26 protein-coding genes and 1 pseudogene are annotated in these 26,364 nt (G+C 62.8%); 20 read left to right on the top strand and 7 right to left on the bottom strand.

Annotation, left to right across the window (positions count from 1 at the left end; all coding sequences use genetic code 11):
- Positions 1-96: 96 nt before the first annotated feature.
- Positions 97-1,020, top strand: a complete 924-nt coding sequence (locus REH34_RS03225) for a LysR substrate-binding domain-containing protein (RefSeq protein ID WP_311970734.1) — start codon at positions 97-99, stop codon at positions 1,018-1,020.
- A 55-nt stretch (positions 1,021-1,075) separates the two neighbouring features.
- A pseudogene (locus REH34_RS03220) lies at positions 1,076-1,204 on the top strand (LysR family transcriptional regulator); the annotation flags it as partial.
- Here REH34_RS03220 and REH34_RS03215 read toward each other — a convergent pair.
- Positions 1,193-1,906 carry an NUDIX hydrolase gene (locus tag REH34_RS03215; RefSeq protein ID WP_226504802.1) on the bottom strand — a complete coding sequence of 238 codons (714 nt, stop codon included), beginning with the start codon at positions 1,904-1,906 and terminating at the stop codon, positions 1,193-1,195. The pseudogene REH34_RS03220 and the gene REH34_RS03215 overlap by 12 nt on opposite strands.
- A gap of 166 nt (positions 1,907-2,072) precedes the next feature.
- On the opposite strand from REH34_RS03215, the gene REH34_RS03210 reads away from it, so the two are divergent.
- The 3 genes from REH34_RS03210 to nadE are packed head-to-tail and all read left to right on the top strand — an operon-like array spanning position 2,073 to position 4,793.
- Entirely contained in the window at positions 2,073-2,720 is a 648-nt protein-coding gene (locus REH34_RS03210; protein WP_311970733.1) for a nicotinamidase, read from the top strand.
- Positions 2,721-2,727: 7 nt separating this feature from the next.
- The gene (gene pncB, locus REH34_RS03205; protein WP_311970732.1) at positions 2,728-3,957 is read left to right on the top strand and encodes a nicotinate phosphoribosyltransferase; all 1,230 of its coding nucleotides are present in this window, start codon (positions 2,728-2,730) and stop codon (positions 3,955-3,957) included.
- Entirely contained in the window at positions 3,957-4,793 is an 837-nt protein-coding gene (nadE, locus tag REH34_RS03200) for an ammonia-dependent NAD(+) synthetase (RefSeq protein ID WP_311970731.1), read from the top strand. Before pncB ends, nadE begins: the two co-directional genes overlap by 1 nt.
- 39 nt (positions 4,794-4,832) lie before the next feature.
- Here nadE and REH34_RS03195 read toward each other — a convergent pair whose 3' ends face one another.
- A complete protein-coding gene (locus tag REH34_RS03195) occupies positions 4,833-5,849 on the bottom strand; it encodes a substrate-binding domain-containing protein (protein ID WP_311970730.1) in 1,017 nt (338 codons plus the stop codon).
- A 324-nt stretch (positions 5,850-6,173) separates the two neighbouring features.
- On the opposite strand from REH34_RS03195, the gene REH34_RS03190 reads away from it, so the two are divergent.
- From REH34_RS03190 to REH34_RS03150, 9 genes are all read left to right on the top strand, one after another.
- Positions 6,174-7,847, top strand: coding sequence for an ABC transporter substrate-binding protein (locus tag REH34_RS03190; RefSeq protein WP_311970729.1), 1,674 nt, complete (start codon positions 6,174-6,176; stop codon positions 7,845-7,847).
- Positions 7,848-8,012: 165 nt separating this feature from the next.
- Entirely contained in the window at positions 8,013-8,966 is a 954-nt protein-coding gene (locus REH34_RS03185; protein ID WP_311970728.1) for an ABC transporter permease, read from the top strand.
- Positions 8,967-8,968: 2 nt separating this feature from the next.
- Positions 8,969-9,862 carry an ABC transporter permease gene (locus REH34_RS03180; protein ID WP_226504795.1) on the top strand — a complete coding sequence of 298 codons (894 nt, stop codon included), beginning with the start codon at positions 8,969-8,971 and terminating at the stop codon, positions 9,860-9,862.
- 2 nt (positions 9,863-9,864) lie between these two features.
- Entirely contained in the window at positions 9,865-10,923 is a 1,059-nt protein-coding gene (locus REH34_RS03175; RefSeq protein WP_311970727.1) for an oligopeptide/dipeptide ABC transporter ATP-binding protein, read from the top strand.
- A complete protein-coding gene (locus tag REH34_RS03170) occupies positions 10,920-11,927 on the top strand; it encodes an ABC transporter ATP-binding protein (RefSeq protein WP_311970726.1) in 1,008 nt (335 codons plus the stop codon). Before REH34_RS03175 ends, REH34_RS03170 begins: the two co-directional genes overlap by 4 nt.
- Positions 11,924-13,096 carry an amidase gene (locus REH34_RS03165; protein WP_311970725.1) on the top strand — a complete coding sequence of 391 codons (1,173 nt, stop codon included), beginning with the start codon at positions 11,924-11,926 and terminating at the stop codon, positions 13,094-13,096. The genes REH34_RS03170 and REH34_RS03165 overlap by 4 nt, the downstream gene beginning before the upstream one ends.
- 143 nt (positions 13,097-13,239) lie before the next feature.
- The gene (locus tag REH34_RS03160; protein WP_409373307.1) at positions 13,240-14,496 is read left to right on the top strand and encodes a Zn-dependent hydrolase; all 1,257 of its coding nucleotides are present in this window, start codon (positions 13,240-13,242) and stop codon (positions 14,494-14,496) included.
- Between the two features lie 432 nt (positions 14,497-14,928).
- Positions 14,929-15,972, top strand: a complete 1,044-nt coding sequence (locus tag REH34_RS03155) for an extracellular solute-binding protein (RefSeq protein WP_311970724.1) — start codon at positions 14,929-14,931, stop codon at positions 15,970-15,972.
- The gene (locus tag REH34_RS03150) at positions 15,969-17,693 is read left to right on the top strand and encodes a GGDEF domain-containing protein (RefSeq protein WP_311970723.1); all 1,725 of its coding nucleotides are present in this window, start codon (positions 15,969-15,971) and stop codon (positions 17,691-17,693) included. Before REH34_RS03155 ends, REH34_RS03150 begins: the two co-directional genes overlap by 4 nt.
- A gap of 60 nt (positions 17,694-17,753) precedes the next feature.
- Here the strand turns inward: REH34_RS03150 and REH34_RS03145 are convergent, their stop codons facing one another.
- The gene (locus REH34_RS03145) at positions 17,754-18,059 is read right to left on the bottom strand and encodes a hypothetical protein (protein WP_311970722.1); all 306 of its coding nucleotides are present in this window, start codon (positions 18,057-18,059) and stop codon (positions 17,754-17,756) included.
- 65 nt (positions 18,060-18,124) lie between these two features.
- On the opposite strand from REH34_RS03145, the gene REH34_RS03140 reads away from it, so the two are divergent.
- Positions 18,125-18,526, top strand: coding sequence for a VOC family protein (locus REH34_RS03140; protein WP_311970721.1), 402 nt, complete (start codon positions 18,125-18,127; stop codon positions 18,524-18,526).
- Between the two features lie 18 nt (positions 18,527-18,544).
- On the opposite strand, the gene REH34_RS03135 is transcribed toward REH34_RS03140, so the two are convergent.
- Positions 18,545-19,426: a LysR substrate-binding domain-containing protein gene (locus REH34_RS03135; RefSeq protein WP_311970720.1), complete on the bottom strand. Its 882-nt coding sequence runs from the start codon at positions 19,424-19,426 to the stop codon at positions 18,545-18,547.
- A gap of 75 nt (positions 19,427-19,501) precedes the next feature.
- Here REH34_RS03135 and REH34_RS03130 point away from each other — a divergent pair, with 75 nt between their 5' ends.
- Both REH34_RS03130 and REH34_RS03125 read left to right on the top strand, forming a co-directional pair.
- Entirely contained in the window at positions 19,502-20,266 is a 765-nt protein-coding gene (locus tag REH34_RS03130) for a sulfite exporter TauE/SafE family protein (protein WP_311970719.1), read from the top strand.
- A gap of 119 nt (positions 20,267-20,385) precedes the next feature.
- Entirely contained in the window at positions 20,386-20,772 is a 387-nt protein-coding gene (locus tag REH34_RS03125) for an ester cyclase (protein WP_311970718.1), read from the top strand.
- 54 nt (positions 20,773-20,826) lie between these two features.
- On the opposite strand, the gene REH34_RS03120 is transcribed toward REH34_RS03125, so the two are convergent.
- Entirely contained in the window at positions 20,827-21,723 is an 897-nt protein-coding gene (locus tag REH34_RS03120) for a DMT family transporter (protein WP_311970717.1), read from the bottom strand.
- A 90-nt stretch (positions 21,724-21,813) separates the two neighbouring features.
- Here REH34_RS03120 and REH34_RS03115 point away from each other — a divergent pair, with 90 nt between their 5' ends.
- Positions 21,814-23,145: a PLP-dependent aminotransferase family protein gene (locus REH34_RS03115; protein WP_311970716.1), complete on the top strand. Its 1,332-nt coding sequence runs from the start codon at positions 21,814-21,816 to the stop codon at positions 23,143-23,145.
- Here REH34_RS03115 and yfcF read toward each other — a convergent pair whose 3' ends face one another.
- Both yfcF and REH34_RS03105 read right to left on the bottom strand, forming a co-directional pair.
- A complete protein-coding gene (gene yfcF, locus REH34_RS03110; protein ID WP_311970715.1) occupies positions 23,146-23,772 on the bottom strand; it encodes a glutathione transferase in 627 nt (208 codons plus the stop codon). It abuts the gene before it with no gap.
- A 127-nt stretch (positions 23,773-23,899) separates the two neighbouring features.
- Positions 23,900-24,457, bottom strand: a complete 558-nt coding sequence (locus REH34_RS03105; RefSeq protein WP_311970714.1) for a thioredoxin domain-containing protein — start codon at positions 24,455-24,457, stop codon at positions 23,900-23,902.
- A 201-nt stretch (positions 24,458-24,658) separates the two neighbouring features.
- Here REH34_RS03105 and REH34_RS03100 point away from each other — a divergent pair, with 201 nt between their 5' ends.
- The gene (locus tag REH34_RS03100; protein WP_311970713.1) at positions 24,659-25,324 is read left to right on the top strand and encodes an ATPase; all 666 of its coding nucleotides are present in this window, start codon (positions 24,659-24,661) and stop codon (positions 25,322-25,324) included.
- 254 nt (positions 25,325-25,578) lie between these two features.
- Entirely contained in the window at positions 25,579-26,142 is a 564-nt protein-coding gene (mntP, locus tag REH34_RS03095; RefSeq protein ID WP_311970712.1) for a manganese efflux pump MntP, read from the top strand.
- The last annotated feature ends 222 nt before the right edge of the window (positions 26,143-26,364 follow it).

The following is a 26,364-nucleotide window of genomic DNA, read 5'->3' as shown; positions in this document are numbered from 1 at the left end:
CCAATGGTTGAGCCTTCAAGCTAACCCGCAAAAAACTTCGCATCAATGCTACAAATTGTTAGGCTCCCTACAGTAAAACTTAGGGAGGCTTCTTTCTTGAAACGACTACCGCCGCTCAATGCCGTCAGGACTTTCGAAGTGGCCGCCCGCCTGGGCAGCTTCGCCATGGCCGGCCGGGAGCTGGGCGTATCGGCGGCAGCGGTCAGCCAGCAGGTGCGTCATCTGGAGGAGTATTTTGGCAAGAAGCTGTTCATGCGCAACGGTAATCGCCTGTCGCTGACCGACGCCGGCCTGGCGATCTATCCGCAGACTTCGCGCGCGCTGGACGAAATCGCGACCATGACCACGCGCATTCTCGAGGGTGAGTTGCGCACGCGGCTGATCGTCAGCGTGCCGTTCTCCTTGGCCGAGGGCTGGCTGGCGCCCAAGCTGGCCAGCCTGCTGGAGATCTACCCGCAGTTGTCGGTTGACGTGCGGGTGGAAGATGATCCGGTCGACCTGGCGCGGCATGACGTGGATATCCGCGTCAGCTACGGCGATTATCACTACCCGTCGTTGACCGCCATTGCGTTGTTCCATGATCAGGTAGTGCCGCTCTGTGCGCCGGAACTCTGGTATCGCCATGGCAATCCGACGTTCGATCTGTCCCAAGTGCACGAAAGTCTGTTCATCCATACGCAGTGGGGGCCCAATTACGCGTCGCATCCGACTTGGAGCGAGTGGTATGCCCAGCAAGTTGGACAGCCAGCGCCGGACCCGGCGCAGGGGCGCAGATCGGGGTTGTCGAGCCTGTCGATTACCTTGGCGCGGCTGGGCTGCGGGATTGCCTTGGGGCAGAAACTGTTGGCGCAGGCGGATCTCGAAGCGGGGCGGCTGTTGGCGTTGTCGGCTGCTTCGTTGCCGTTGGGGCATGCCTATTGCGCTTTCGTCCCGGCGGATAAGTGCAAGCGTGCGAATGTACAGCGGTTTATCGAGCTGCTGGGTGGGGAGACCCTGGGTAGTACGGGCTCGTCCCGCTGATTCACACGTGCGCTAGCGTATGGGGACTGGTCCAGTGCCCTTCAGCAGCGCGTTGTTGCCGTTGTGCGTCGCGTTTCCACCGAATCGCCCTATCAGCAGCAAGGTGCGGGTGTTTATCGAGTGGGTTACCGAGTTGATGGCTGAGCAAGCGCCGGTCGCGGGGCATCCGGGTTCAGGCGAATGAACGATCAAAATAGAACACCTCTCCCGGCCGCCGATTCTCCACCGTGGCCTGCGCCTTGATCCCCTCGCCGGATTTCTTGCGCCCGGTCTCAGCGATAAACCCCTCATCCACCAGCTTCAACAACCGCTGGCGAATGCTGGTCTTGAGCACCGGCCGCCCCAGTACCACCGAATACACCGTCGTCGCCTCCGGCGCACTGAATTCCTGCCCCAGAAACAGCAACGGCAAGCTGGTGTACAGCGACTTCGAATACAACCGCTCGCGAACCTTGTCGACCAGCTCGTTGTGATCGAAAGGCAGGCGCGTCTCGCGGCTTTCCAGGGACTTGAGCGACACAAATTTCTGCTCGTCGCTCAAGGCGGCTGGCTGGGCCAGAATCGCCAGATAGATGGTCGAGGACGACCAGCAGCGCGGATCTCGGTAGGCATCGCCGACGGTGGCGACCTGCTCGATATAGTCGAGCGCCAGGCCGATCTTGCTCGATGCCACCAGGCGCTGCACGCCTTCGTCCATGGTCACATCGCGCACACTGCCGTTGAGTACCAGCCCCGGCAGCGCCCAGCTGTCAGCGAAGGGAGCTTGCTGGCGGCGGTTGAGCAATACCTGGATGGCCTGGGTCTTGCGGCAATAATGCAGCACGACCATGTCGATGGTGTGCAGGTAGTCCATTCTCTTGCCGTGTTCGAGTGCGGTCTGGGGCATGTCGAGAATTCTCCTTTGGGGTAAAAGTACATGACGGATACCATGTATGCAATTCGAATGCCTCCTTGCCGCGCCTTTGGCAGAGTGATTTTAATTGTTTTTTGACGGGTGTTGATATTACGGTACATCACGTGTACTTTGTAGTCAGGCAACGGAGGAACACGATATGACTCTAAGCAAACTCACCACCGCGTCATTCGATGTCGATGCGCAGAAGTCCTTCACCCCGCTGTGCCCTGACGAGCTGCCGGTGGCAGGTGGCGAGCAGATCGGCAGCGAGCTGAACTTCATGGCTCGTTTCGCCAGCCTACGGGTCGGCAGCAAGGACGCCCACGCCAGCAATCCCGCCTGGCTCGTGACCGGCCACGAGAACATGCTCCAGCCCACCGGCCTCAAGCATGCCGACCTCACCTGGGTCAGCCACTGCGTACCGGGCACCGAAGGCTTCACCCTGCTGGACGAATTACCCACTCCCTATGACTACGACTACTTCGTGTGGAAGGGCGTGGAGCCGGATCTGCATCCTTACGGCGCCTGCTACCACGATCTGGACAACAAGCTGTCCACGGGTGTCATCGAGTTCCTCAAGGCCAAGGACATCGAACGCGTGATCGTTGGCGGTTTGGCTTTGGACTTTTGCGTCAAGACCACGGCCCTGCAACTGGCTTCAGCGGGTTTTGCGGTGCTGCTGTACTTGCCTGCCTGCCGCGGTATCAGTGAACAGGGTGGCATCGACGCGCTGGCGGCGATGCAGCAAGCAGGGATTCAGGTCATCAGCGATCAACCGGCGTTGATCGCGGCCACTCAGGAGTAAAGGCATCATGGAAAGCGCATACATCCAACAACCACGGATCATCAACAGCCTGCTGGACAACGACTTCTACAAGTTCTCGATGATGCAGGCCGTGCTGCACCAATTGCCGAACGTCGAGGTCGAGTACAAGTTCATCGTTCGCTCCAGGGAAGACTTGACGCATCTGATTCCGGACCTGCGCGAGCAGCTCGAAAGTCTGGTCAGCCTCGAGATGCGTGATGACGAGCTGCGGTTCTTGTTCGATGCGCGCTTTCGTGAATACCTGACGCCTGATTTTCAGCGCTTTCTGGGGCTGTTCCGCTTCAAGTTCAGCTACGTGCACATCGGTGTCGAGGACGGCCAGTTAGCCATCCGCGTGCGCGGCCCGATGCTGCACTGCATCCTGTTCGAAATGCCGATCCTGGCCACCGTCAGCGAGCTGCGCAATCGCCATCGCTACCCGGATGCGACCTTGAGCCAAGTGCGCGATCGGCTGTATCAGAAGTTCGAATGGCTGGAGAAAAACGCCTCCAAAGAGGAGCTGTCGCAGTTGCGGGTGTCTGACTTCTCCACCCGCCGGCGTTTGTCGTTCGCCGCTCAGCGTGAAGTGGTCAGCGTGATGCAGCGCGACTTCCCCGGCGTGTTCGTCGGCACTTCCAACGCGCAGTTGGCCTATGAATTCAACCTGCCGCTGATCGGCACCATGGCCCACGAATGGCTGATGGTCCACCAGCAGCTGACGCGCCTCGATCAGAGCCAGAGCATGGCCTTGGAACGCTGGGTACAGGAGTACCGCGGGCGCCTGGGCATCGCGTTGACCGATTGCATCTCGACGGACTTTTTCCTCAAGACCTTCGACCTGTACTTCGCCAAACTTTATGACGGCTTGCGCCAGGATTCGGGTGATCCGTGCGTGTGGGCCGACAAGGTCATCGCCCGTTACGAGGCGCTGCGCATCGACCCCAGGAGCAAGGAATTGATGTTCTCCGACAGCCTGAATTTCGAGAAGGCGCTGAATATTTTCCGCCACGTCGGTGGCCGCGCCCGCGCGGGTTTCGGCATCGGCACCAATCTGGCCTGCGACGTCGAAGGCGTCGAGCCGCTGAGCATCGTCATGAAGCTGGTCAAGGTGCACGGCCAGCCGGTAGTGAAGTTCTCCGACGATCCGATCAAGAACGTCTGCGAAGACCCAAGCTTTTTGCGCTACGCCGCCAGCGTGTTCGGCGTCGACACCGTCAACGACCAGGGAGCCAAGTGATGAACATTCAAACCCGTCTGCAAGCCGACATCCAGGTCGCACTGGGTATCGATCCAAGCATCATCGATGCCGCGACTGCCCGCACCGAGATCACCCGCCGAGTCGAATTCATCAAGGGCGTGCTGCTCGACTCCGGCGCCAAGGCGTTGGTGCTGGGCATCAGCGGCGGGGTCGATTCATCGACGGCGGGGCGCCTGTGCCAGTTGGCGGTCGAGCAGTTGCGCGGCGAGGGGCACGCGGTCAAGTTCGTCGCGGTGCGCCTGCCCTACAAGACCCAGGCCGACGAGCAGGATGCGCAGCTGGCGCTGCAGTTCATCCAGGCCGACGCGGTAACCACCGTCAATATTGCCGACGCAGTGGATGGCCTGATGGCCAATATCCACCTCGACGGCCTGCAGCCGAGCGCCGAGCTCACCGACTTCGCCAAGGGCAACGTCAAGGCCCGCAGCCGGATGCTGGCGCAATACGCCATCGCCAACTTCGTCGGCGCCTTGGTGGTCGGCACTGACCACGGTGCGGAAGCGGTGATGGGCTTTTTCACCAAGTTCGGCGATGGCGCCTGTGACCTGGCGCCGCTGTCGGGGCTGACCAAAGGCCAGGTACGGCTGCTGGCCGAGACCTTGGGCGCGCCCGCGCAACTGGTCGGCAAGCCGCCCACGGCGGACCTTGAAGAGCTAGTGCCGGGCAAGCTGGACGAGGTGGCCTACGGCTGCACCTACGCTGACATCGACAACTATCTGCTAGGCAAGCCGCTGCCAGCGGGGGCGGTGGCGATCATCGAAGCGGCGTATCTCAAGACGGCGCACAAACGGGCGTTGCCGATCGTGCCTGAATGAAGGTCGAGTGACGGGCGGCGGCGAGGAGGCCGCCGAGCCTCAGGGCGAACACACACTACTGTCCCGCACAATCAACGCCGCCGGAAACCGATGTGACTGCACCGGCTCACCCTTGATGCGCATGAGCAGGGTTTCCACCGCGCGCATTCCCTGCGCGTGCATGCTGGTGCTGATGCTGGTCAGTTGCAGGTGGGCTGCCAGGGGCGTGTCGTTGTAGCCGACCACGGCGATGTCGCGGCCGGCCACCAGGCCGCGATGGCGCATCGCGCCGAACAGACCGATCGCCAGAAAGTCGTTGACGGCGAAGATCGCCGTCGGTGGCTGTGGATGGGCGAGCAAGCGTTCGCCGATGCTGAACCCGGCCTCGGTGTCGAAGTGGCCGGGGATGATGCGCTCGGCGCCGATCTCTATGCCGCGTTCGCGGTAATACGCCACGAAACTTGCGGTGCGGTCCCGCGCGTTGCTGCTGTGCGGCTCGCCGGCGATCACGGCAACACGGGTATGGCCTTGGGAGTACAGATGCTCGGCGACCAGGCGGCCCCCCATTTCGTCGTCCGAGGTGACCGAGCAATGCTCGCCGCGGCGGCGGCTGACCAGCACGAAAGGCACCTGGCGCTCCTGCAGCTCTTCCAGAAAACCCGGCTCGGCCGTGCAATGCACATCGCTGATGATCAGGCCCGCGACATTGCGCGCCAGGGCGCGTTCGGCACGTTCGCGCTGGCGCTCGGGGCGGTCCAGAGTGTTGGCCACGAAAGTGGTATAGCGCTCGGCCCCGGCGGCTTCGTCGATTCCCTCATAGATGGTCGCCAGGACGATATCCGACAGCCGCGGTACCAGCACGGCGATCTCGTGGCTGTGCCGGGTCTTGAGGGTGCGCGCATGGGTATTGGGCTGGTAATCGAGGCTGGCGGCCAGGGCGCGGATGCGCTCGATGGTCTCTTTGGACGCGGCCCGCCCGGCGTGGTCGAGGTTGCCGTTGAGCACGCGGGACACCGTAGACACATGGATGTCGAGTGCCTGGGCGATACCGCGAAGCGTGGCCGGGCGTTTGTTCATGAGGTAGGCCTGAGCGCAAGAAGCTGGGTAGGAGAATCGCATTTTTCGCCCCCATTTGCGCAAGCTGGTGGGCGTTAAAGCATCATCTCGTGCGGCTGCGCCACTATGGAGCGCCGCGTACCAAAAGATTGCATGAAACATCACGCAACACTACCCAAACGTTTGGGTGGTTTTGGGGGATGATTTTTTAAAACACTTATCTATCTGAAAATTAAGCGAAAAAAGGCTGTGGTGAATATTTCGCCAGACCATCTGGTAAAAGTTGGTATGGCCATTGCGTTGGACCCTCCCAGCTCTCCTTACCTGACTGATGGGACATACGCCATGACGCACGCTTCAGCAACTCGCGCACGCCGCTTCACCCGCCTGGCACTGGCCTGCTCGATCGCCATCGGCGCCCTGTCGCCATTGGCCGCGATGGCCGAAAGCACTCTGCGTATCGCCATGACCGCGGCGGATATCCCATTGACCTACGGCCAGCCGGATCAAGGCTACGAGGGCAATCGTTTTACCGGTATCACGATGTTCGACTCCCTGGTGGAGTGGGACCTTTCCCAAGGCGAAAAACCCAGCACGCTGGTGCCGGGCCTCGCCACCGAATGGGCGGTCAAGCCCGACGATCACACCAAGTGGATCTTCAGGCTGCGCCCAGGAGTGAAGTTCCATGACGGCTCCGCGTTCAACGCCGATGCGGTGGTGTGGAACGTCAACAAGGTGCTCGACAAGCAAGCTGCGCAATATGCACCGGGACAGATCGGCATGACCGTCTCGCGCATGCCGACCTTGCGCAGCGCGCACAAGATCGACGATCTCACGGTCGAGCTGACCACCAGCGAACCGGATGCAGTGCTGCCTTACAACCTCACCAACCTGTTCATGGCCTCGCCGACCGCCTGGCAGAAGGACTTCGACGCCGTGCCGGCGACCACCACCGATCCGGCCGAACGCTCGAAGCTCGCCTGGACTGCCTTCGCCGCCCACTCGGTGGGCACCGGCCCGTTCAAGATGGACCGCATGGTGCCGCGCCAGGAGCTGGTGCTGGACAAGAACCCCGGCTACTGGGACCCGAAACGCATCCCCCGGGTCGATCACGTGGTGCTGATTCCGCTGCCTGAGGCCAACGCTCGCACCGCCGCGTTGCTGTCCGGCCAGGTCGACTGGATCGAAGCGCCGGCCCCCGATGCCATGGACCAGATCAAAAGCAAGGGCTTCAAGATCTACGCCAACGGCCAGCCGCACCTGTGGCCTTGGCAGTTCTCCTTCGCCCCCGGTTCGCCATGGCTGGACAAGCGCGTGCGCCAGGCCGCCAACCTGTGCCTGGATCGCAGCGAGCTGAAAGCCTATCTGGGTGGCTACATGCAGGAGGCCACGGGCATCTACGAGAAGGATTCGCCGTGGTACGGCAACCCTGAATTCAAGATCCACTATGACCAGGCCGCAGCGCAAAAACTCATGACCGATGCGGGCTTCAGCAACGACCATCCAGTCAAGGTCAAGGTCCTGACCTCGGCGTCCGGCTCCGGGCAAATGCAGCCGTTGCCGATGAACGAATACATCCAGCAGAGCCTCAAGAGCTGCTATTTCGACGTCGACATCGCCGTCACCGAATGGAACACCCTGTTCAGCGGCTGGCGCCTGGGCGCCAAGGACCCTGCGGCCCAGGGCGCCAACGCGATCAACGTCAGCGCGGCGGTCATGGACCCGTACTTCGGCATGGTGCGCTTCTCCAGCGAGAAGGCTTTCCCGCCGGTGTCCAACAACTGGGGCTACTTCGCCTCGCCGCAGGTCGAGAAGCTGATCACCGAGGTGCGCAATTCCTTCGATCCGAAGGCGTTGGATGAGGCCTCTGGCAAATTGCACGCGGCGATCGTCGATGAAGTGCCGTTTCTGTTCGTCGCTCACGACGTCGGTCCGCGAGCCATCTCGCCGAAAGTCACCGGTGTGGTGCAGCCGCAGAGCTGGTTTATCGATCTGACGCTGGTGTCCAAGCAGGACTAGAGAAGCCTGCTGGAGGAGGGTTGCTCTTTAGGGCCCTTTCGCGGGCAAGCCTTGCTCCCACAGATGTACGACATTGGAACTGTTTGCTCTGTGGGAGCAAGGCTTGCCCGCGAAGAGGCCCGCCAGGCCACCGCAAAACCGTGAACGACCCCAAGAGGAAAGCCCATGCTTGCCTATATCTTTCGCCGCGTGCTGCTGGCGACCCCGATCCTGCTGGGCGTGGCGCTGGTGTGTTTCATGCTCGTGCACATGGCCCCCGGCGACCCGCTGGTGTCGGTGATGCCGCCGGATGCCTCCGAGGCCCTGCGCCAACAGCTGGTAACGGCTTATGGCTTCGATAAACCCTTGCCCGTGCAATTCGGCCTGTGGATCTGGCACGCGCTGCATGGCGACCTGGGCATGTCCATCGCCAGCGGCCGGCCGGTCGCCAGCGAAGTACTCAACGCCGTCAGCTACTCCTTGCGCCTGGCGGTGCTGGCAACCCTGTTCGGCTTCGTCCTCGGCAGCCTGTTCGGCTTTGTCGGCGGGTACTTTCAGGACAGCTGGCTGGACAAGATCGCTTCGGCGTTCTCGGCCATCGGCGTCAGCGTGCCGCACTACTGGCTGGGCATGCTGATGGTCATCGTGTTCTCCTCACAACTGGGCTGGCTGCCCGCCACCGGTGGCGGCCCCATGGGGCAGTCGGCCTGGGCGTGGGACTGGGCGCACCTGCAGTTCATGATCCTGCCGGCGATCACCTTGTCGGTGATCCCCACCGGCATCATCGCCCGCACCGTGCGCGCCCAGGTGGCGGAGATCCTCTCCCAGGAATTCATCATCGGCCTGCGCGCCAAGGGCCTGGGCGAATGGGGGCTGTTCCTGCATGTGGTGAAGAACGCCGCGCCCACCGCCATGGCGGTCATGGGCCTGCAGATCGGCTACCTCATGGGTGGTTCGATCCTGGTCGAGACCGTATTCGCCTGGCCCGGCACCGGGCTGCTGCTCAACTCGGCGATCTTCCAGCGTGACCTGCCGCTGCTGCAGGGCACGATCTGGGTGCTGGCCTTGTTTTTCGTCGCGCTCAATCTGCTGGTCGACATCCTGCAGACGCTGCTCGATCCACGTATCAAGAGGGGCTGAGCATGAACCTGTCGATGGTACGACCGGCCGCGCCGGTCATCGCAGCAGTCGAGAGTTCGCCAGGCTACTGGCGTGAAGTGTTCGGGCGCGTGCGCCGCGACCCGGTTGCCCTGGCGGTGGCCCTGGTGATCCTGGCGTTGCTGGTGCTGGCGGTATTGGGCCCGTGGATAGTGCCGGGTGATCCGTTCACCACCTCGATGTTCAAACGCCTCAAGCCGATCGGCACGCCAGGCTTCCCGCTGGGCACCGACGAGCTGGGCCGGGACTTGCTCTCGCGCCTGATGCTGGGCGCGCGGCTGTCGCTGTTCATGGGCATCACCCCGGTGATCTTCGCGTTCTTTATCGGCGGCGCCATCGGGGTGATCGCCGGCTACTTCGGTGGCTGGCTGAACAGCCTGATCATGCGCACCGTGGATGTGTTCTACGCGTTCCCGTCGGTGCTGCTGGCCATCGCCTTTTCCGGTGCCCTGGGGGCAGGGGTCAATAATGCGCTGATCTCCCTGACCCTGGTGTTCGTGCCGCAAGTGGCGCGGATCGCCGAGAGCGTCACTACCCAGGTGCGCAACCGAGATTACATCGAAGCGGCGCGGGCCTCGGGGGCGGGTGCCTTCACCATTATCCGTACCCAGGTGCTGGGCAACGTATTGGGGCCGATCTTTGTCTTCACCACTGGCTTGATTTCAGTGTCGATGATCCTCGCGTCCGGCCTGTCGTTCCTCGGCCTTGGCGTGACCCCGCCAGAGCCGGAGTGGGGCTTGATGCTCAACACCCTGCGCACCGCGATCTACACCCAGCCGCTGGTGTCGGCGCTGCCGGGGGCGATGATCTTCATCACCTCGATCTCATTCAACGTGCTCGCCGACCGCTTGCGGGCGGCCATGGCGATCAGGAGCTGAGCATGAAGCAACGTGATATTGGCGGTCCGGCGCAACCCTTGTTGAAGGTGGAGAAACTGGTCAAGCATTTCTCTATAACAAAGAGCCTGGTGAAAGGTGGGTTAGGCAAAAAGAATGTGGTGCGCGCTGTCGATGGCATCGATTTCGTGGTGCACAAGGGCGAGACCCTCGGCGTGGTCGGCGAGTCCGGTTGCGGCAAGTCCACCACCGCGCGGCTGTTGATGCAATTGATCGCCCACGACAGCGGCGAGCTGGTGTTCGATGCCATGCAGGTGGGCGGCCATCAACTGCCGCTGCGTGATTATCGGCGGCAGGTGCAGATGGTCTTTCAGGACAGCTACTCGTCGCTCAATCCGCGCATGACCATGGAGCAATCGGTGGCCTTCGGGCCTTCGGTGCATGGCGTCAGCCGCCGCGAATCCCTGGAGCGGGCGCGCGACTTGCTCGACCGTGTGGGCCTGGAGCCGGGGCGCTTCGCCGGCCGCTACGCCCACGAGCTGTCGGGTGGTCAGCGCCAGCGGGTCAATATCGCCCGTGCCCTGGCGGTGAACCCAAGACTGGTGATCCTTGATGAAGCGGTCTCGGCCCTCGACAAATCCGTCGAAGCGCAGGTGCTGAATCTGCTTCAGGACCTCAAGGACAACCTGCAACTGACTTACGTGTTCATCAGCCACGACCTGCACGTGGTGCGTTATCTGTCTGATCGGATCATGGTCATGTACCTGGGGGAAATCGTCGAAGTCGGGCCCGCCGAGTCGCTGTTTTCGGCGGCGCAGCATCCTTACACCCAGGCGTTGCTGACCTCGATGCCGTCCATGGACCCGAACCAGCGCACCTTGGTGTCGCCGCTCTCGGGCGATCCACCCAGCCCGATCGACCCCCCTTCGGGCTGTCGTTTTCATACCCGTTGCCCGCACGCCGAAGCGATCTGCGGGCACACCGCGCCGACCCTGACGGTTACCAGCGACAGCCATTACGCCGCGTGCCTGATGGTGCAGCCGGGGGCAGGGCACAGCCAGAGCCCGACGGCCGAGTTGATTTTTACAGGAGCCTTGGCATGAGCGAACAACCCATGGTCGCCGTGCGCGACCTCAAGGTGCGGTTCCAGCGCGGGGGGCAGACCTTGTCGGCCGTCAATGGCGTCAGCCTGGAGGTCGCCAAAGGCGAAGTGCTGGCGCTGATCGGCGAATCCGGCTCGGGCAAGAGCGTCACCTTGCGCGCCTTGATGCGTTTGCATTCCGAGCGCTCGACGCGCATCGAAGGGCAGATCGAGATCGCCGGCCGGGACCTTATGGCGTTATCCCGCAGCCAGTTGCAGGCCCTGCGCGGCCCGGTGGCGGCGATGATTTTCCAGGAGCCGCTGTTGGCGCTGGACCCGGTCTACACCATCGGCCAGCAGATCATCGAAGCATTGCGCCGCCATCTGCCATTGTCCAAGGCCCAGGCGCGCAGCCAGGCGCTGGAGGCGTTGCGGCAGGTGCGCATTCCCAGCCCGGAACAACGCCTGGACGCCTACCCGCACGAGATGTCCGGGGGCATGCGCCAGCGCGCGATGATCGCCTTGGCGCTGGCCTGTCAGCCGCAGATTCTGTTGGCGGACGAGCCGACCACGGCGCTGGACGCCACGGTGCAGATCCAGATTCTGATCCTGCTGCGCGAACTGCAGCAAGCGTTGGGGCTGTCGATCATTTTCGTGACTCACGACATCGGCGCCGCTGTTGAAGTGGCCGACCGCGTGGCCGTGATGTACGGCGGGCGCATCGTCGAACAGGCCAGGCTGGCCGAGTTGCTCGATAACCCGCGGCACCCCTATACCCAGGTGCTGCTGGGCACCCGGCCCAAGGACGGCCTGCGCAAGGGCGAGCGCATGATCAGCATCCCCGGCGCGCCCCCTGACCTTGCCAATCTGCCGGCCGGCTGCACCTTTGCCCCGCGTTGCCCGCAGGCCACCGATGTATGCCGCAGCACCGTACCTGCCATCGAAACCGTTATCGCCGACCACCGCGTGAGCTGCCACCACTGGCAGCCGGTGCCTGTTCAACCCCTTTGCGAGTCCTTGTCATGACCGATTCCGCCTTTGCCTTCATGCCCTATCCTGTCGTCGCCGTGCCCCACGCGGCCAGCGGTCCGTTGGCCGGGTATACCTTTGCTGCCAAGGACCTGTTCGACGTGGCCGGCTACCCCACGGGCGGCGGCAATCCTCACGTGCTGGCCATGTCCGGGATCAAGACGCAGACCGCGCCGACCATCCAGCGCCTGCTCGATGCCGGCGCCGAACTGATCGGCAAGGCCCACACCAACGAAATGGCGTTCTCCATGAGCGGCAAGAACGCTCACTACGGCACGCCGCGCAATGGCGCCGCCCATGATCGAATTCCCGGCGGATCGTCGTCGGGCTCGGCCTCGGCGGTGTCCAACGGCTTGTGCGACTTTGCCATGGGCAGCGACACCGGCGGCTCGGTGCGCACGCCGGCGAGCTACTGCGGGCTGTTCGGCCTGCGCCCGAGTCATGGGCGCATCTCCCTGGCAAACACTCAGGCGCTGTGCGAGAGCATGGACACCGCCGGGTTTTTCACCCGCGATGCCAAGCTTTTCGGATTGGTGGGCGAGTGCCTGCTGGGCGAGGACTCGGCACCTCTGCCTGCGCAACCGCAGCTGCTGAGCAGTGACGAATTGTTCGGGATGCTACCGGCGGCTTCCATCGATGCCTTGGCCCCGGCATTGGCGCAGATCAGTGCCGTGGGTGGCCCGCTGCAAACACTCGACGGCGAACTACCGTCCCTGAAAGAAGCCTACTGGGCGTTCCGCTATATCCAGGGACGTGAGGCCTGGGAGGCGCAAGGCGAGTTCATCGAGCGCAATGGCCTGGCCCTCGGACCTGACGTGGCCGCACGTTTCGCCTGGTCCAAGGCAGTGACCGATGAGCAGTACGACGGTGCCTGTGCGTTCCGTGAAACCTTCGCGGCGCGCTGGGACGCGCTGCTGGGCAATCGGGTGTTGGTGATGCCGACCGTGCCGGACATCGCGCCGCTGTTGAGCGCCAGGGATGAAGAGATCGAAGAGACCCGGCAGATCTCCCACCACCTGCTGGCCATCGCCGTGCTGTGCCGCATGCCGCAGTTGAACATGCCGCTGGTCAACAAGGACGGCGCGCCGCTGGGGATCTCGCTGATGGGGCCGCGGGGGAGTGATTTGAGTTTGGTCAAACTGGCGGTGCGTATCGCTGGAATTTGAGGTGACCATGCGGGCGCCTTTGCGGGCAAGCCTTGCTCCCACCGGTGCAACGCTGGATCCGTTTGCACTGTGGGAGCAAGGCTTGCCCGCGAAGAGGCCGGCGACGACTGCACACCTGTCATTGGAGAACCATCATGAATAACCTGTCCACCGCCACCAGCCCGTTCAATACCAGCGCACCCCTGATCAACACCCAGCGCCTGTGGCAGTCCCTGATGGACCTCGCCCAGCTCGGCGCTACGGTCAAGGGCGGCGTCTGCCGTCTGGCCCTGACCGATCTCGATCGTCAGGCCCGTGACCTGTTCGTGCAGTGGTGCACTGAAGCCGGCTGCGAGGTCAGCGTCGATGCCATCGGCAATATCTTCGCGCGCCGCCCCGGCAGTGACCCGCAACGCGCACCGGTGATGACCGGCAGCCACATTGACACGCAACCCACCGGGGGCAAGTTCGATGGCTGCTTTGGTGTGCTCGCTGGGCTGGAAGTGATCCGCACCCTCAACGACCTCGATCTCGACACCGCTGCGCCGATCGAAGTGGTGGTCTGGACCAACGAAGAGGGTTCGCGCTTCCCGCCGTGCATGATGGGCTCGGGCGTCTTCGCCGGTAAATTCGACCTCGCCGAGACCCTCGCCAAGCGCGACGAGCAAGGGCTGGGCGTCGGCGATGAGCTGCAGCGCATCGGCTATGCCGGCCCGCGGCCGGTTTTGGGCCATGCAGTGGGCGCCTACTTTGAAGCGCATATCGAGCAGGGCCCGATCCTCGAAGACCAGCGCAAGACCATCGGTGTGGTCATGGGCTGCCTGGGGCAGAAATGGTTCGACCTGACCCTGAGCGGCGTCGAGGCCCACGCCGGCCCGACGCCGATGTCGCTGCGCAAGGACGCCCTGGTCGGCGCCGCGCATGTGGTCACTGCGGTCAACCGCATCGCCAACGCCAGCCAGCCCCATGCCTGCGGCACCGTTGGCTGCCTGAACCTGCACCCAGGCTCGCGTAACGTGATCCCCGGCGAGGTGAAGATGACCATTGATTTTCGTCATCTGCACAGCGACAAGCTGCAGGCGATGGTCGATGAGTTGCGACAGGCCATCGATGAAACCTGCGCACAGAATGGCTTGACCTGTGTGCTGACGCCCACCGCCGACTTCCCGCCGCTGGACTTCGCCCCCGAGTGCGTCGATGCCGTGCGTGACGCTGCCGCGCAACTGGGTTTGAGCCATATGGATATCGTCAGCGGCGCCGGCCACGATGCGATCTTCATCGCCGAACTGGGCCCGGCCGGGATGATCTTCGTGCCCTGCGAGGGAGGCATCAGCCATAACGAAATCGAAAACGCTACTCCCGAGGATTTAGGCGCCGGGTGTGCGGTGTTGTTGCGGGCGATGGTCAGCGCGGCGGGGTAGAGGCCGCAGGCCTGATTGGATTTTGAATTGGCCGGAATCGGCAGCGGTGAAGGCTCAGCGCCAGAGGCAGTACCCTCGGCCAGCCGTGCGAAGCGTAGGCGGGCGGCAGCTGGTATCTAAGATTCCTTCTCATTTGCACTGCCTACGCTTAGGGATCCTTTCCCAGCGGGTTTTCGGGCAGTTTCTCTCTATAGAGTAGGGCGCTTCAGGAGCTAGCCGGACGGGGGGGGCGGCGCATTTTCTCAAGCAAGCCCACCAATGGCGCGCCAAAGGGGCGGTCACGGTGGCGTACGCTCTCTGGAAACTCGGGCTTGAGTAAAGTGCTGGGAGGAGCCGACCATCCGACCAAAGGTCCACCTCCAAATCACGATAATGAGCAGCGGCACATTGCCATCTGTATACTCGGCGCCATCGCATGCCCGAGCTCCGCCCATGCCCTACTTGCGTCCCCTCTGGTTGGCCCTATTGGTGTTCCTGACCGCTGCCCAGGCGCTGGCCGAAGAGCCACGCACGCTGCGGGTCCTGACGTGGCCGGGATATGCCGACAGTGACGTGGTGCAGACCTTCGAGAAGCGCTACAAGGTCAAGGTAGAGATCACCCTGGTGGGCAGCGACGAGGCCTTGCGCAGCAAGATCGGCGAGAACAAAGGCGCCAACTTCGATGTGATCGCGGCCAATACCGCGGAGATCCACAACTATGCCGATCAGGGCCTGCTGCAGCCGCTGACGCCCTCGCGCGTGAGTAATACCGCTCAGCAAATGCCGCGGTTTCGCGACTACTCACGCATTCCCGATATCCGCGTCAACGGCAAACTGTACGCGGTGCCGTATGTGTGGTCGGACATGGGCCTGATCTACGATCGCAAGCAGTTCAGTCAGCCGCCGGACTCCATCAACGCCATGTGGGACCCGCAATTCCAGGGTCGGGTGCTGGCGTTCAACACCAGCAACCATAATTTTTCCCTGGCCAGTCTGTCGCTGGGCGGCGATCCGTTCCAGATCAAGCCCGAGGACTTCCCCAAGGTGTCCGAGCGCCTGATTGCGCTGCGTCGCAACGTGCTGACGTTCTACACGCTGCCAGAGGAGGCCGCCGAGTTGTTTAGCAGCCACAAGGCGGCGTTGCTCTTCGCCAACTATGGCCGTCAGCAGCTCAAACAGCTGCAAGATGCGGGTGCGGATGTCGGCTACGTCATCCCCCGCGAAGGCGCGCTGGCCTGGCTCGACTGTTGGGCCATCAGCCGTGGTGCACAGGATGCGGCGTTGGCAAGCCTGTGGATCAACTACATGCTTGAGCCGCAGGTCAGCCGTTTGCTCAGCGAGCGCCAGGGGCTGGCCAACACCTTGCAGGACCCGGACGGCGCCAGTACCTCCGTTCACCTGATATGGCTGCGCCCGGTCGAAGACGACGCGCGCCGTGCCGCGCTCTGGCAGCGCATCGTTTCCGGTGAGCGACCGCCCCTGCTGGAGGTGCGATGAAGTTCGGTATCGCGTTCAAGCTGGGCTGCCTGATGGCGGTCTTCGGAGTGCTGCCGACGGTGCTCGCCGGCTATTCGATCTACAACAACTCACGAGAAGTGATGCTGCAGGCCGCCGAGCGCGATCTGCTGACCTCGGCGCAGGTGCTGGGGCGCAACCTGCACAGCAGCTTGCGCAACATTTCGCTGGACGCCACGGTGTTGAGCAATGGCCCGCACCTGGCCAGCCTGAGCAGTCTCGGCGATCCGCGCCAGCGTGCGACCGTGCAGGATGATCTGGCGGCGTCGTTCCGGGCGATGCTGCTCGCGCATCCGGACTACATGCAGATCCGCTTGATCAGCGCCACCGACCATGGCCTGGAATGGGTGCGAGAGGACCGTGACGGCCGGCGAATCGTCCGGGTCGAGGGCGCCGATCTGCAGGAGAAAGCCCATTATTCCTACGTGTTCGAGGCGCTGCGCCTGAAGCCAGGCGAGGTGCGCATCTCGCCGATCGTGATCAATCACGAGCAGGGCGCGCATTCCGGGCTGGACAAGCCGACGCTGCATGTCAGCACGCCGGTAGCAGACGCGGACGGCAAGATATTCGCTCTGGTGGTGATCAACGTCGACCTCGATCAGTTGTTCACCCAGCTGCAAAGCGACCTGCCAAGCGAGTATCAAGTCTATCTGGCCAATCGTTGGGGCGACCTGCTGGTGCATCCGGATCATCGCCGCACGTTCGGGTTCGATCTGGGGCGGCGCCTGTTTTTGCAGGACGAGTTTCCCGACGTGAGCACGCTGCTGGGCGACACCAGTGCCCATAGCCTGATCAGCCGCAGCGTCGAGCAGCCTCGCGAGGATCGTCTGGTGGCCGCCTTTGTGCGGCTGTCCAACGACACCCGCAACTCCGAGCCATTCGTGGTGCTGGGCCTCGGCCAGCCCCAGGCCCACGTGCTGGCGCAGGCCTCACGGGCCGGCACCGATATCGCCCGCATCGCGCTGTTCTTCAGCCTGTTGGCGTTGCTGGTAGCGTTTATCGTCTCGCGTGCGTTGATCCGCCCGCTGCGCAAGATGACTGACGCCGTCGAGCTGTTTTCTCGCGAGCGCAAGATCAGCACCCTGGCGCCGCGGCAGGATGAGCTAGGGGTGTTGGCGCGCAGTTTCCTGGCCATGAAGCAGGAAATCCTCAGTCAGCTTGAAGACCTCACCCGCAGCCGCGCTGCTTTCGAGCATTTGGCCCGCCACGATCCGTTGACCCATCTGCCCAACCGCCGACGCTGCTTCGAGCTGCTCGACCAAGCGCTGTTGGCGGCACGGCGCAACGGCCAGAAAATGGCCTTGCTGTTCGTCGATCTGGATCATTTCAAGCAGTTGAACGATCAGTACGGCCACGCCTTCGGCGATCAGGTACTGGTGGCGGTGGCGCGGCTGCTGACCTCGGCCAGCGATGGCGTCGACAACGTGGCGCGCCTGGGCGGCGATGAATTCGTGATCTTCTTCGAGAACGTCCAGGACCCGCAGAAGATCGTCACCCTGTTGCAGCGCCTGCACCTGTGCCTGCAGTTGCCGTTGCTGATCGGTGGCCACAGCGTGAACATCCATGCCAGCATGGGCGTCAGCCTGTTCCCACGCGACGGTGATGACATCGGCACCTTGATGCAGCATGCCGATCACGCGATGTACAAGGCGAAGAGCGCGGGCAAGAATTGTTATTCGTTCGATAGGGTGGATGAGGCGTAGGGCGCTCAGTGTACAGGCCTGCTGCGGCCGTTCAGGCATTTCGCAAGCCTGCCGCTGCCGTCAGCGACTCACGACTTGCGGTTCCGGTATCGATGCGCTCGAAGGGCTGGCGCCGCGCACCACCCGAGGAAACAACCCCGCCGCCGCTAGCCCGCACACTGCACACCCCAGCCACAACGTCCCCCAGCCCCAATGCGCCACCAGCGCAGATGCCACGATCGGTGTGCCGAACAGCACCAGAAACACTCCCGTGTTGCCCATCGCCAGAGCCGTGCCGGAGCGTTCGGCGCCGGCTTGGGTGGCCAGTTCCGCATAGCCCACACCATGCCGCCTGGAGCGCCTGACGAAGATCGTTGGCGATGCCATTCGCTTGCACTTGGGATAATCCGGCAACCGTCTAGACTGCTGGTCATTCAGCATCGGGAGATACCATGTTCAGCCACATTCAGCTCGGTGCCCGCGACCTGGGCGCCATGATCGCATTTTATTCGGCGGTTCTGCCGCACCTGGGGCTGGTCCGAATGCCGGACGAAGACGACAGCGGGCCGCCAGGCGCCGGGTGGCACGCGCCTGGCAAACCCTGGCCGCAGTTCTACGTGCAGTTGCCCTTCAACGGTCTGCCAGCCTCGGCCGGCAATGGCACGCAGGTGAGCTTCGCCGCGTGCTCTCAGGAGCAGGTGCGCAAGGCGTGGGAAACGGCAATGGCCATGGGCGCGACGGACGAGGGCGGCCCAGGATTGCGGCCGCACTATGCCGCGGATTATTACGGCGCCTATTGCCGCGATCCGGAGGGCAACAAATTGTGTTTCGTCCATGCGCATGGGCTGGGGTAGCAGATCACCCACGTTTCACTATTGTTGCAGCAATTCAACGAGCCCCCTGGCATACCCCGGCAAGCTGGCGAAGTCTGTAGCGCAAAGCACAAGCTTGCGCGCGGCCCACGGTTCGCTCAGCGGCTCGATGATGAAATCCAGATGCCCGTGGCAGCGCTCGGCCGCCGCGCGGGGCACTACGCCGACCCCTGCGCCATGGGCGACCATGCGAATCAAACCGTCGAAACCCTCGGCTCGCACCCGTACGGCCAAACGTCGAGCGCTGCGTCGGGCTTGCTCGTCCAGATGCAGCGCCAGGGCGCTTTGGGCGCCGAGGCAGACGTGGCGATGGTCGAGGCTGGCAATGAAGTCAGGACTTGGCGTCTGGGTCAAAGGATGGTGACGGGGCATGATCAGCACCAGCGGGTCGTCGCGAAACGCCAGCGTCTGTAGTCCGCTGGTATCGACCGCGTCGGAAAGAATCGCCAGGTCGGCCCTGCCATCGCGCAGATCCTGCACGCTTTGCAGGCTCGGGCGCTCCTGAACATCAAGGTCGACGCCGCTGAAGCGTTGAAGAAATCCCGCCAGCAGTTCCGGCAAGTACTCGGTCAGCGCGGCGGTGTTGCACAACAGGCGAACCTGGCCTTGGCTGCCTTGGGCGAATTGGGCGAGGTCGAACTGTAGATGGTCGACCTGTTGCAGTACGCGCAGTGCGTGCTGGCCCAGCGCCAAACCCGCCGGGGTCGGGTTGACGCCGCGCCGAGTGCGGTTGAGCAACGGCGTACCCAGCGAAGCTTCCATGGCTCGAATCCGCGCGCTGGCCGCTGCCAGGGACAAGTGGCTTCGTTCGGCACCGGCGGTGATATTGGCGGCTTCCAGCGTGTTGATGAACAAGCGCAGGTCAATCAGGTCGAAGTGCATGGCTCTGTCCAGACAAGAGGCTGACTCAGTATATGGCAGATGTTCAGCCGTGCCAGGAACGGGCAGGATAGCGCCATGACAGACATCCTCGCATTCTATCAGCAGCTCGGGCTGGCCCTCACCTTGATGGTGTTGGCGACGTTCTTCGCCGCAGGCACGGTGAAAGGAGTAATTGGCCTGGGCTTGCCTAGCGTCTCCATGGGGCTGCTGGGTTTGGCTATGGCTCCGGTGCAGGCTGCCGCCTTGTTGATCGTGCCGGCGACATTGACCAATATCTGGCAGGTGGCCTTCGGCGGGCATTTTCGCAGCGTAGGGTTGCGCCTGTGGCCCATGCAATTGGGGATTGTACTGGGTACGGTACTTGGCACGCTGTGGTTCGGGCTCGGCAGCGGTACGGGGATGGCGCGAGCCCTTGGCGCAGCGTTGCTGATTTACGCACTGGCAGGGCTCGCGGCGCCGGCCCTGCGCATCGCTCGGCGCTGGGAGGTAGGGGTGGGGCCGTTATGTGGGTTGCTGACCGGGGCGATATCGGCAGGGACTGGCGTGTTCGTGATTCCTGCCGTGCCGTACCTCGGTGCATTGGGGTTGCATCGTGACGAGTTGGTCCAAGCGCTAGGGCTATCGTTTACCGTATCGACCCTGGCGCTGGCGGGTGGCCTGTTGTGGCATCAGCAGTTGGGCACCGCCGAGTTGGGTGCGTCGGTACTGGCGGTGGTGCCAGCACTGCTGGGCATGCTGGCGGGGCAATGGCTGCGCGGCCGCATCAATGGGTTGTGGTTTCGGAGGATATTTTTTGTCGGGATGGGCGCGCTCGGGCTGCATCTGCTAGTGAACGGTTAGCCATCATCCAGCGTCCAACGATTACACCTGCGACGGGCACACGTGCCGGGCCCTTTTGCGCACCTGCCGTTGTTGCGATAGCGCCAAAGCCTGCCACACCCTGCATAAGGAATCCTCAGATGCTCAGGCACGTTCTAGTCGATCACTATCACGGTTACATCGCCTGCCTGAACCGGCAGGACTGGGACCATCTTGGCGAATTCGTCGACCCGGACGTACATCACAACGGCCGGCCGCTGGGTGTGGCTGGCTACCGGCAGATGCTCGAAAAGGACTTTTCCGACATCCCGGACCTGCAGTTCAACATCGGCCTGCTGATGTGCGATCCACCCCACATCGCCGCCCGGCTGGAGTTTGATTGCTCACCCAAGGGCGAGTTTCTCGGCTTGGCGGTGAACGGCAAGCGGTTGTATTTCACGGAGAACGTTTTTTACGAGTATCGCGAAGGGAAGATCTGGCAGGTGTGGTCGATCGTCGACAAGGCGGCGATCGAGGGGCAGCTGTAGTTGGCGCTGTGGGAGCAAGGCTTGCCCGCCAAGGGCCAACTGTTTACTCACTGGCTAGCGCGAAAACCGTCTGGCCCCGGCCACACAGACGATCACCGCCACTGTCACCCCGACCATCCCGGCGCTCACCTGTTCATGCAGCAATCCCGCCGCCAGCGCCAGGCCGAAAAACGGTTGCAATAGCTGTAATTGCCCCACCGCGGCGATACCGCCCTGGGCCAGCCCCCGGTACCAGAACACGAAGCCGATCAGCATGCTGAACAGCGACACATAGGCCAGGCACCACCAGGCACTGGGGCTGATCGCCACAAAAGAAGCGGGCATCAGCACGGCCGTCAAAGTCGCCATCACCGGCAGTGCCAGCACCAGTGCCCAGCAAATCACCTGCCAACCGCCCAGGGTTCTCGACAGCTTCGCACCTTCGGCGTAACCCAGGCCGCAGACGACGATGGCCAGCAGCATCAGCAGATCACCTTTGGGGGCCGCCGTCAGGCCTTGGCTCAACGCAAAACCGACCACTAGCGCACTGCCGAACAATGAAAAAATCCAGAACGCCCGCCGTGGCCGTTCGCCGCCGCGCAACACCGCAAAAATGGCGGTCGCCAATGGCAGCAGCCCCAGGAACACGATCGAATGGGCTGCGGTCACGTGCTGCAAGGCCAGCGCCGTCAGCAGCGGAAACCCCAGTACCACGCCTGCCGCCACCACGATCAATGCGGCCAATTGCGCGAGTGCCGGACGCTGTGGCTTGAACAGCCATAGCAGGATCACGGCCAAAAAGGCCGCGAGGGTCGCCCGCGCCGCAGTCAGAAACAATGGATCGAACGCGGTGACCGCCAGCCGCGTTGCGGGCAGCGAGCCGCTGAAGATCACCACGCCGATCAAGCCGTTGATCCATCCGCGGGTATTGTGGCTCAAGGCCGGTTCGTGCAGTCGAGAGGTCTTTTCCATGGCGCTCACTTCGGTCGCAGGGGTTGTCAGGCGCCCATCCTAGGAGCGAGTATCAGGACAATCAAAAAATTGTCATGGATACAGTTACCGATGCCACCCCCGCGTTACAAGACTCTTGTCGATAGCTTGGCCGTCGACATTCGTAACGGCGCTCTGCCGCCGGGTACGCGCCTGCCCACCCACAGGGACCTGGCGGCTCGCGAAGGGATGGCGTTGGTCACCGCCAGCCGCGTGTATGCCGAGCTCGAAGCCATGGGCCTGGTCAGTGGTGAGGCGGGGCGAGGGATGTTCGTCCGGGAGATCGCGTTGCCGCCCGGGTTGGGGATCGATCAACAGGACGTTGCCGCTGGCATGATCGACCTGAATTTCAACTATCCGTCGCTGCCAGGACAGGCCGAGATGTTGCGCGCGGCGTTGCGGCAGTTGGCGTTGTCCGGGGACCTTGAATCGCTGTTGCGCTACCACCCCCACGGAGGTCGCCTGCACGAGCGCGCAGCGGTGGCGCGGCACTTGATCGAGCGCGGCGTGCAAGTGCCCGCCGAGCAGGTGTTGATCGTCAATGGTGCGCAGCATGGCCTGACGGTAGCGCTGATGGCGCTGTTGCAGCCCGGTGACGTGGTCGCGGCAGATGCGTTGAGTTATCCGGGGTTCAAGGTGCTGGCCGAAGCCCTGCGCCTGGAACTGGTGGCGATCCCCGTCACTGCCACAGGGCCGGACCTCGACGCCTTCGAGGCGCTCTGCCGGCGTCGACCGGTGCGTGCGGTGTACAGCATGCCGACCCTGCACAATCCATTGGGCTGGGTGATGCCTGCCGAGCAACGTGTGCGGTTGGTGGCCATCGCGCGTCTGTATGGCGTGCAGATCGTCGAGGACGCGGCCTATGCGTTTTTGGCGGACAACCCGCCAGCGCCCTTGGCGGCCCTGGCGCCCGAGCGCACGGTGTATGTCTCGGGCTTGTCGAAAAGTGTCGCGACCGGTTTGCGCGTCGGTTTCATCGCTGCACCGGCTGCGTTGGTTCCGGCACTCGAGCGCAGTATCCGCGCGACGGCCTGGAACACCGCAGGTGTGTTGACCGCCATTGCCACAGGGTGGCTCGAAGACGGTACCGTCGCCGCCCTGGAGGTGCAAAAACGTGCTGACGCCCGCGCTCGGCAGACCGTCGCTGCGCAGGCGCTGGCCGGCTTGTCGTGGCACAGTCATCGCGCGTCGTACTTCTTGTGGTTGCCCTTGGCCGAAGATGCCCGCGCCGATCAGATCGCCATGGCGCTGATGCGCGAGCAGATTTCTGTGTCGACTGCCGAGCCCTTCGCAATCGGTGCGCCGGTGCCCCATGCGCTGCGCCTGGCGCTGGGCTCGGTGAGCCTGCAGACGCTACGCGAGGCGCTGGCCAGGGTGAAATGGGTGGTGCAGGCCCATACCTGATTACAGCGCAGCCCGTGGCAACTCGAGCCACTTCACCACACTGGGGCGCCGCCATTGCCGCTGCGCATAGGCCTGCAATGCAGCGGGTACCGGGTCGCCGTTGAGGATCAGGCGGTTGAGCATCAGCGCCAGGTCGACATCGACGATCGACCACTCGCCGAACAGGTACTCGCGGCCATCAGCCAGCCATGCCTGCGCCGCCTCGAGCAACTTGCTGAAGGCGACCTGCGCCCGCGCCGACAGCGGCCCGTAATGTTGCCCGCAAAAGACCACCAAGGTGGATCGCTCCTGGCCGATCACCAGCAAATCGCTGCGCAGCCATGCCTGGATCTGCCGCGCGGTTGCCCGTGCCTGGAGCTCGCGAGGGTAGAGCGGCACCTGGGCGAACGCCTCTTCCAGGTATTCGGTAATCGCCGAGGACTCGGCCAGGACGAAATCGCCGTGCACCAACGTCGGCACGCGTTGGGTCCGCGACAACCCGGCGAACCCTGCGCGGTGCTGTTCACCGGCTTCGAGGTCGAGCTCGAGCAGATCGAAGTCGAGGCCTTTTTCATGCAATGCGACGAACACCGACATGGCATAAGGACTGAGAAACAGGTTGTCGGTATAGAGCTGCAGCGGCTTCATGGCGGTCACTCCTGTGGGGGAGAGGACACGCTACGAGATCACGCAGAGGAAATACAATGCAGGATTTTCATGCGCGTATTCCCTCCAGGAATGGGCGCCGCAAGGCCGCACGACGGCGCCCTTGTTGTCAGTCTTGCAGCTGCAACTGCTTGACCCAGTCCTCCACCGAATCACCGCTGCCGATATTCGGTTGTACCAACCCGTCGACCATGAACGTCGGTGATACATGGATGCCGTTCTGGCGCGCATATTTGCACTGCCATTTGATCGTCTGTTCCAGCTCCGGCCGGGCAAAGGCTTCGGCCAGTTTGATACCGCTGTAGGCTTCGAGGCGGGCGATGATGTCGTTGGGCGTGGCGTCCATGTTCGGGCCAAAGGCATGTTTCTCGAACTCGAACTCCTCGCGATGGGCAGCTACCGCTGCCAGCACCGCTTTGGCCGATTGTTTGCCACCCTCCACCGTGGAGGCTGCCAGCACAGCGCGGGTGACAACCCCGGAATACAGATGCCATGGCTGCGATTGCAGGCGGATCTTGACGGTCACGCGCGCTTCACCGGCCAGCGCCAGCAGTGCATCGAGTTTGTTGAAAGCACGCACAGAGAAGGGGCAGGTGGGCTCGAGAAACACCTCAAAAACGCGCGGGCCATGGCCCCAGGTAAGTGCATCGGCATGGAAGTCGGACATGATCGTTTCTCCTTGAGTGGATAAGGCTATGGACGACTTTAACGGATGAAAGGTTTCAGCTGTCACTGCGATCTGGCTGACGTAATAACCATTCGCACCATTCATGCAATCGATAGTGACCATCAATTTTTGCAAGTACTGTTTTTGCGCAAAAGGAGGAGGATAGCCACATCACCACCCTGCTTGTGAAGGACACTTGCCATGAGGATTTCTACGCTGTTGACGCTGGTTGCCGTACTGACTGGAGCATTCGTCGCCACTGCCGGGGCTACCGGTCGTGACAACTGCCACCTGCAGCCTGTGGCCAACAGCCCTGTGACCCTCAAGTCGTCGCAGACCGTGGGCGTGCTCTACAGCGAAAATACTGTCGGTACCCTCGATTACCTCACCCGCTACCACGCCATGGCCCAGCAGGGCGCGCCGGGCAGCACGCTCGATACGCGGATTCGCAACGCGTTCATCAACAGTTCCGACCCGCGCCTGGCCATCGATTGGCTGCAGGGGTCGCTGCAAAAGACTTTCGCCAAAGTCACCGTGTACGACAACCTCGATGCGTTGATGCAGGCTCATCCTGACGTTACGGTGATGCTCGACGCCTACAGCCAGCTGGTGACTCAGCGCAACAGCCAGGTTGAAGCGCGCTACGTGGCGACCTTTTACGACGCCAACCTGCAGTACATCGGCAAGGCCCAAGGCGCCGGAATGAAACAGATGTCTGCCGTGTGGGTGCACGACAAGAGCGCCGAGCAGATTGCCGCGCAGATCGACCAGCAGCGCCAGTTGCAGGTCAATGCCCTGCAGCAGTTCGACGGCTCTTTGCAGGCGCTGATCGGTGCCGGCGACGGTGCCCGGGTGGCAAGTAACTAGCTGTTACAATTAGTGAGCCGTACTCCGATCCAGCCAAAAAATTTGGCTGGATTTTTCATTTCAGGCTGTTATTATCGCGGCCTTCGTTGGGGAGTAGCCTGCTTGCACAGCAACGTGCAAGCGTTCGTATCAACATTCTCGGCAGCATGCCGTGGTGCGAACACCGTTCCGGTTGGTGAGACCAGCGACACTTTCATGCCTAAAGTCGGGCGTGTGGAGGTGTCGTTGACTCATAGCCCGACTGGACGTAATCCGTGAATCCCATTTCCCTCATTCTGCTGGCACTGGCCATGTCTACCGACGCATTTGCGGCGGCCATCGGCAAGGGCTCCAGCCTGCACAAACCTCGTCTTTCAGAAGCGCTGCGCACCGGCCTGATCTTCGGTGTGATCGAAGGCATTACGCCCATGATTGGCTGGGCCGTCGGCCAGGCGGCGACCCGCTGGGTGCAGCAATGGGATCATTGGATCGCCTTTACCCTGCTGGTGATTCTCGGTCTGCACATGATCTATAACGGCGTGAAGCACGACGACGAAGAAGAGCAAAAACCCGACCAGCATTCGTTCTGGATTCTTGCCGTGACCGCCTTCGCCACCAGTATCGATGCACTGGCAGTGGGCGTGGGTCTGGCCTTCGTCGACGTCAATATCTTCGTGGCAGCCGCAGCGATCGGCCTGGCGACCATGACCATGGTGACCATCGGCGTAATGCTGGGCCGTGTGCTAGGTAACGTGGTTGGCAAGCGCGCCGAGATCATCGGGGGTGTGGTGCTGATGCTGGTGGGCGCGACCATTCTGTACGAGCATCTGTCGGCCTGAACAGAGTAGGTGCGGCGACCGGCCGCGTCGCCGCCTGCTCCCACAGGAGTACGACTTGGCAGTTACCACGGTGATCACCGCTCCTGAGCCCTGCACCTGCGGGAGATTCCAGGGTGCTGGGCAAGCTGGACCGGCCCCTTCGCGAGCAAGCTTTGCTCCCACGGGTGTACGGCTCAGATGCGGCACAGTGGGAGCAAAGCTTGTTGGCGAAGAGGCCCTCGC

This window comes from Pseudomonas baltica (assembly GCF_031880315.1).
Lineage (GTDB): Bacteria > Pseudomonadota > Gammaproteobacteria > Pseudomonadales > Pseudomonadaceae > Aquipseudomonas.
Note: the sequence above shows the minus strand (reverse complement) of the source record. Positions and strands in the feature narration are given on the sequence as shown.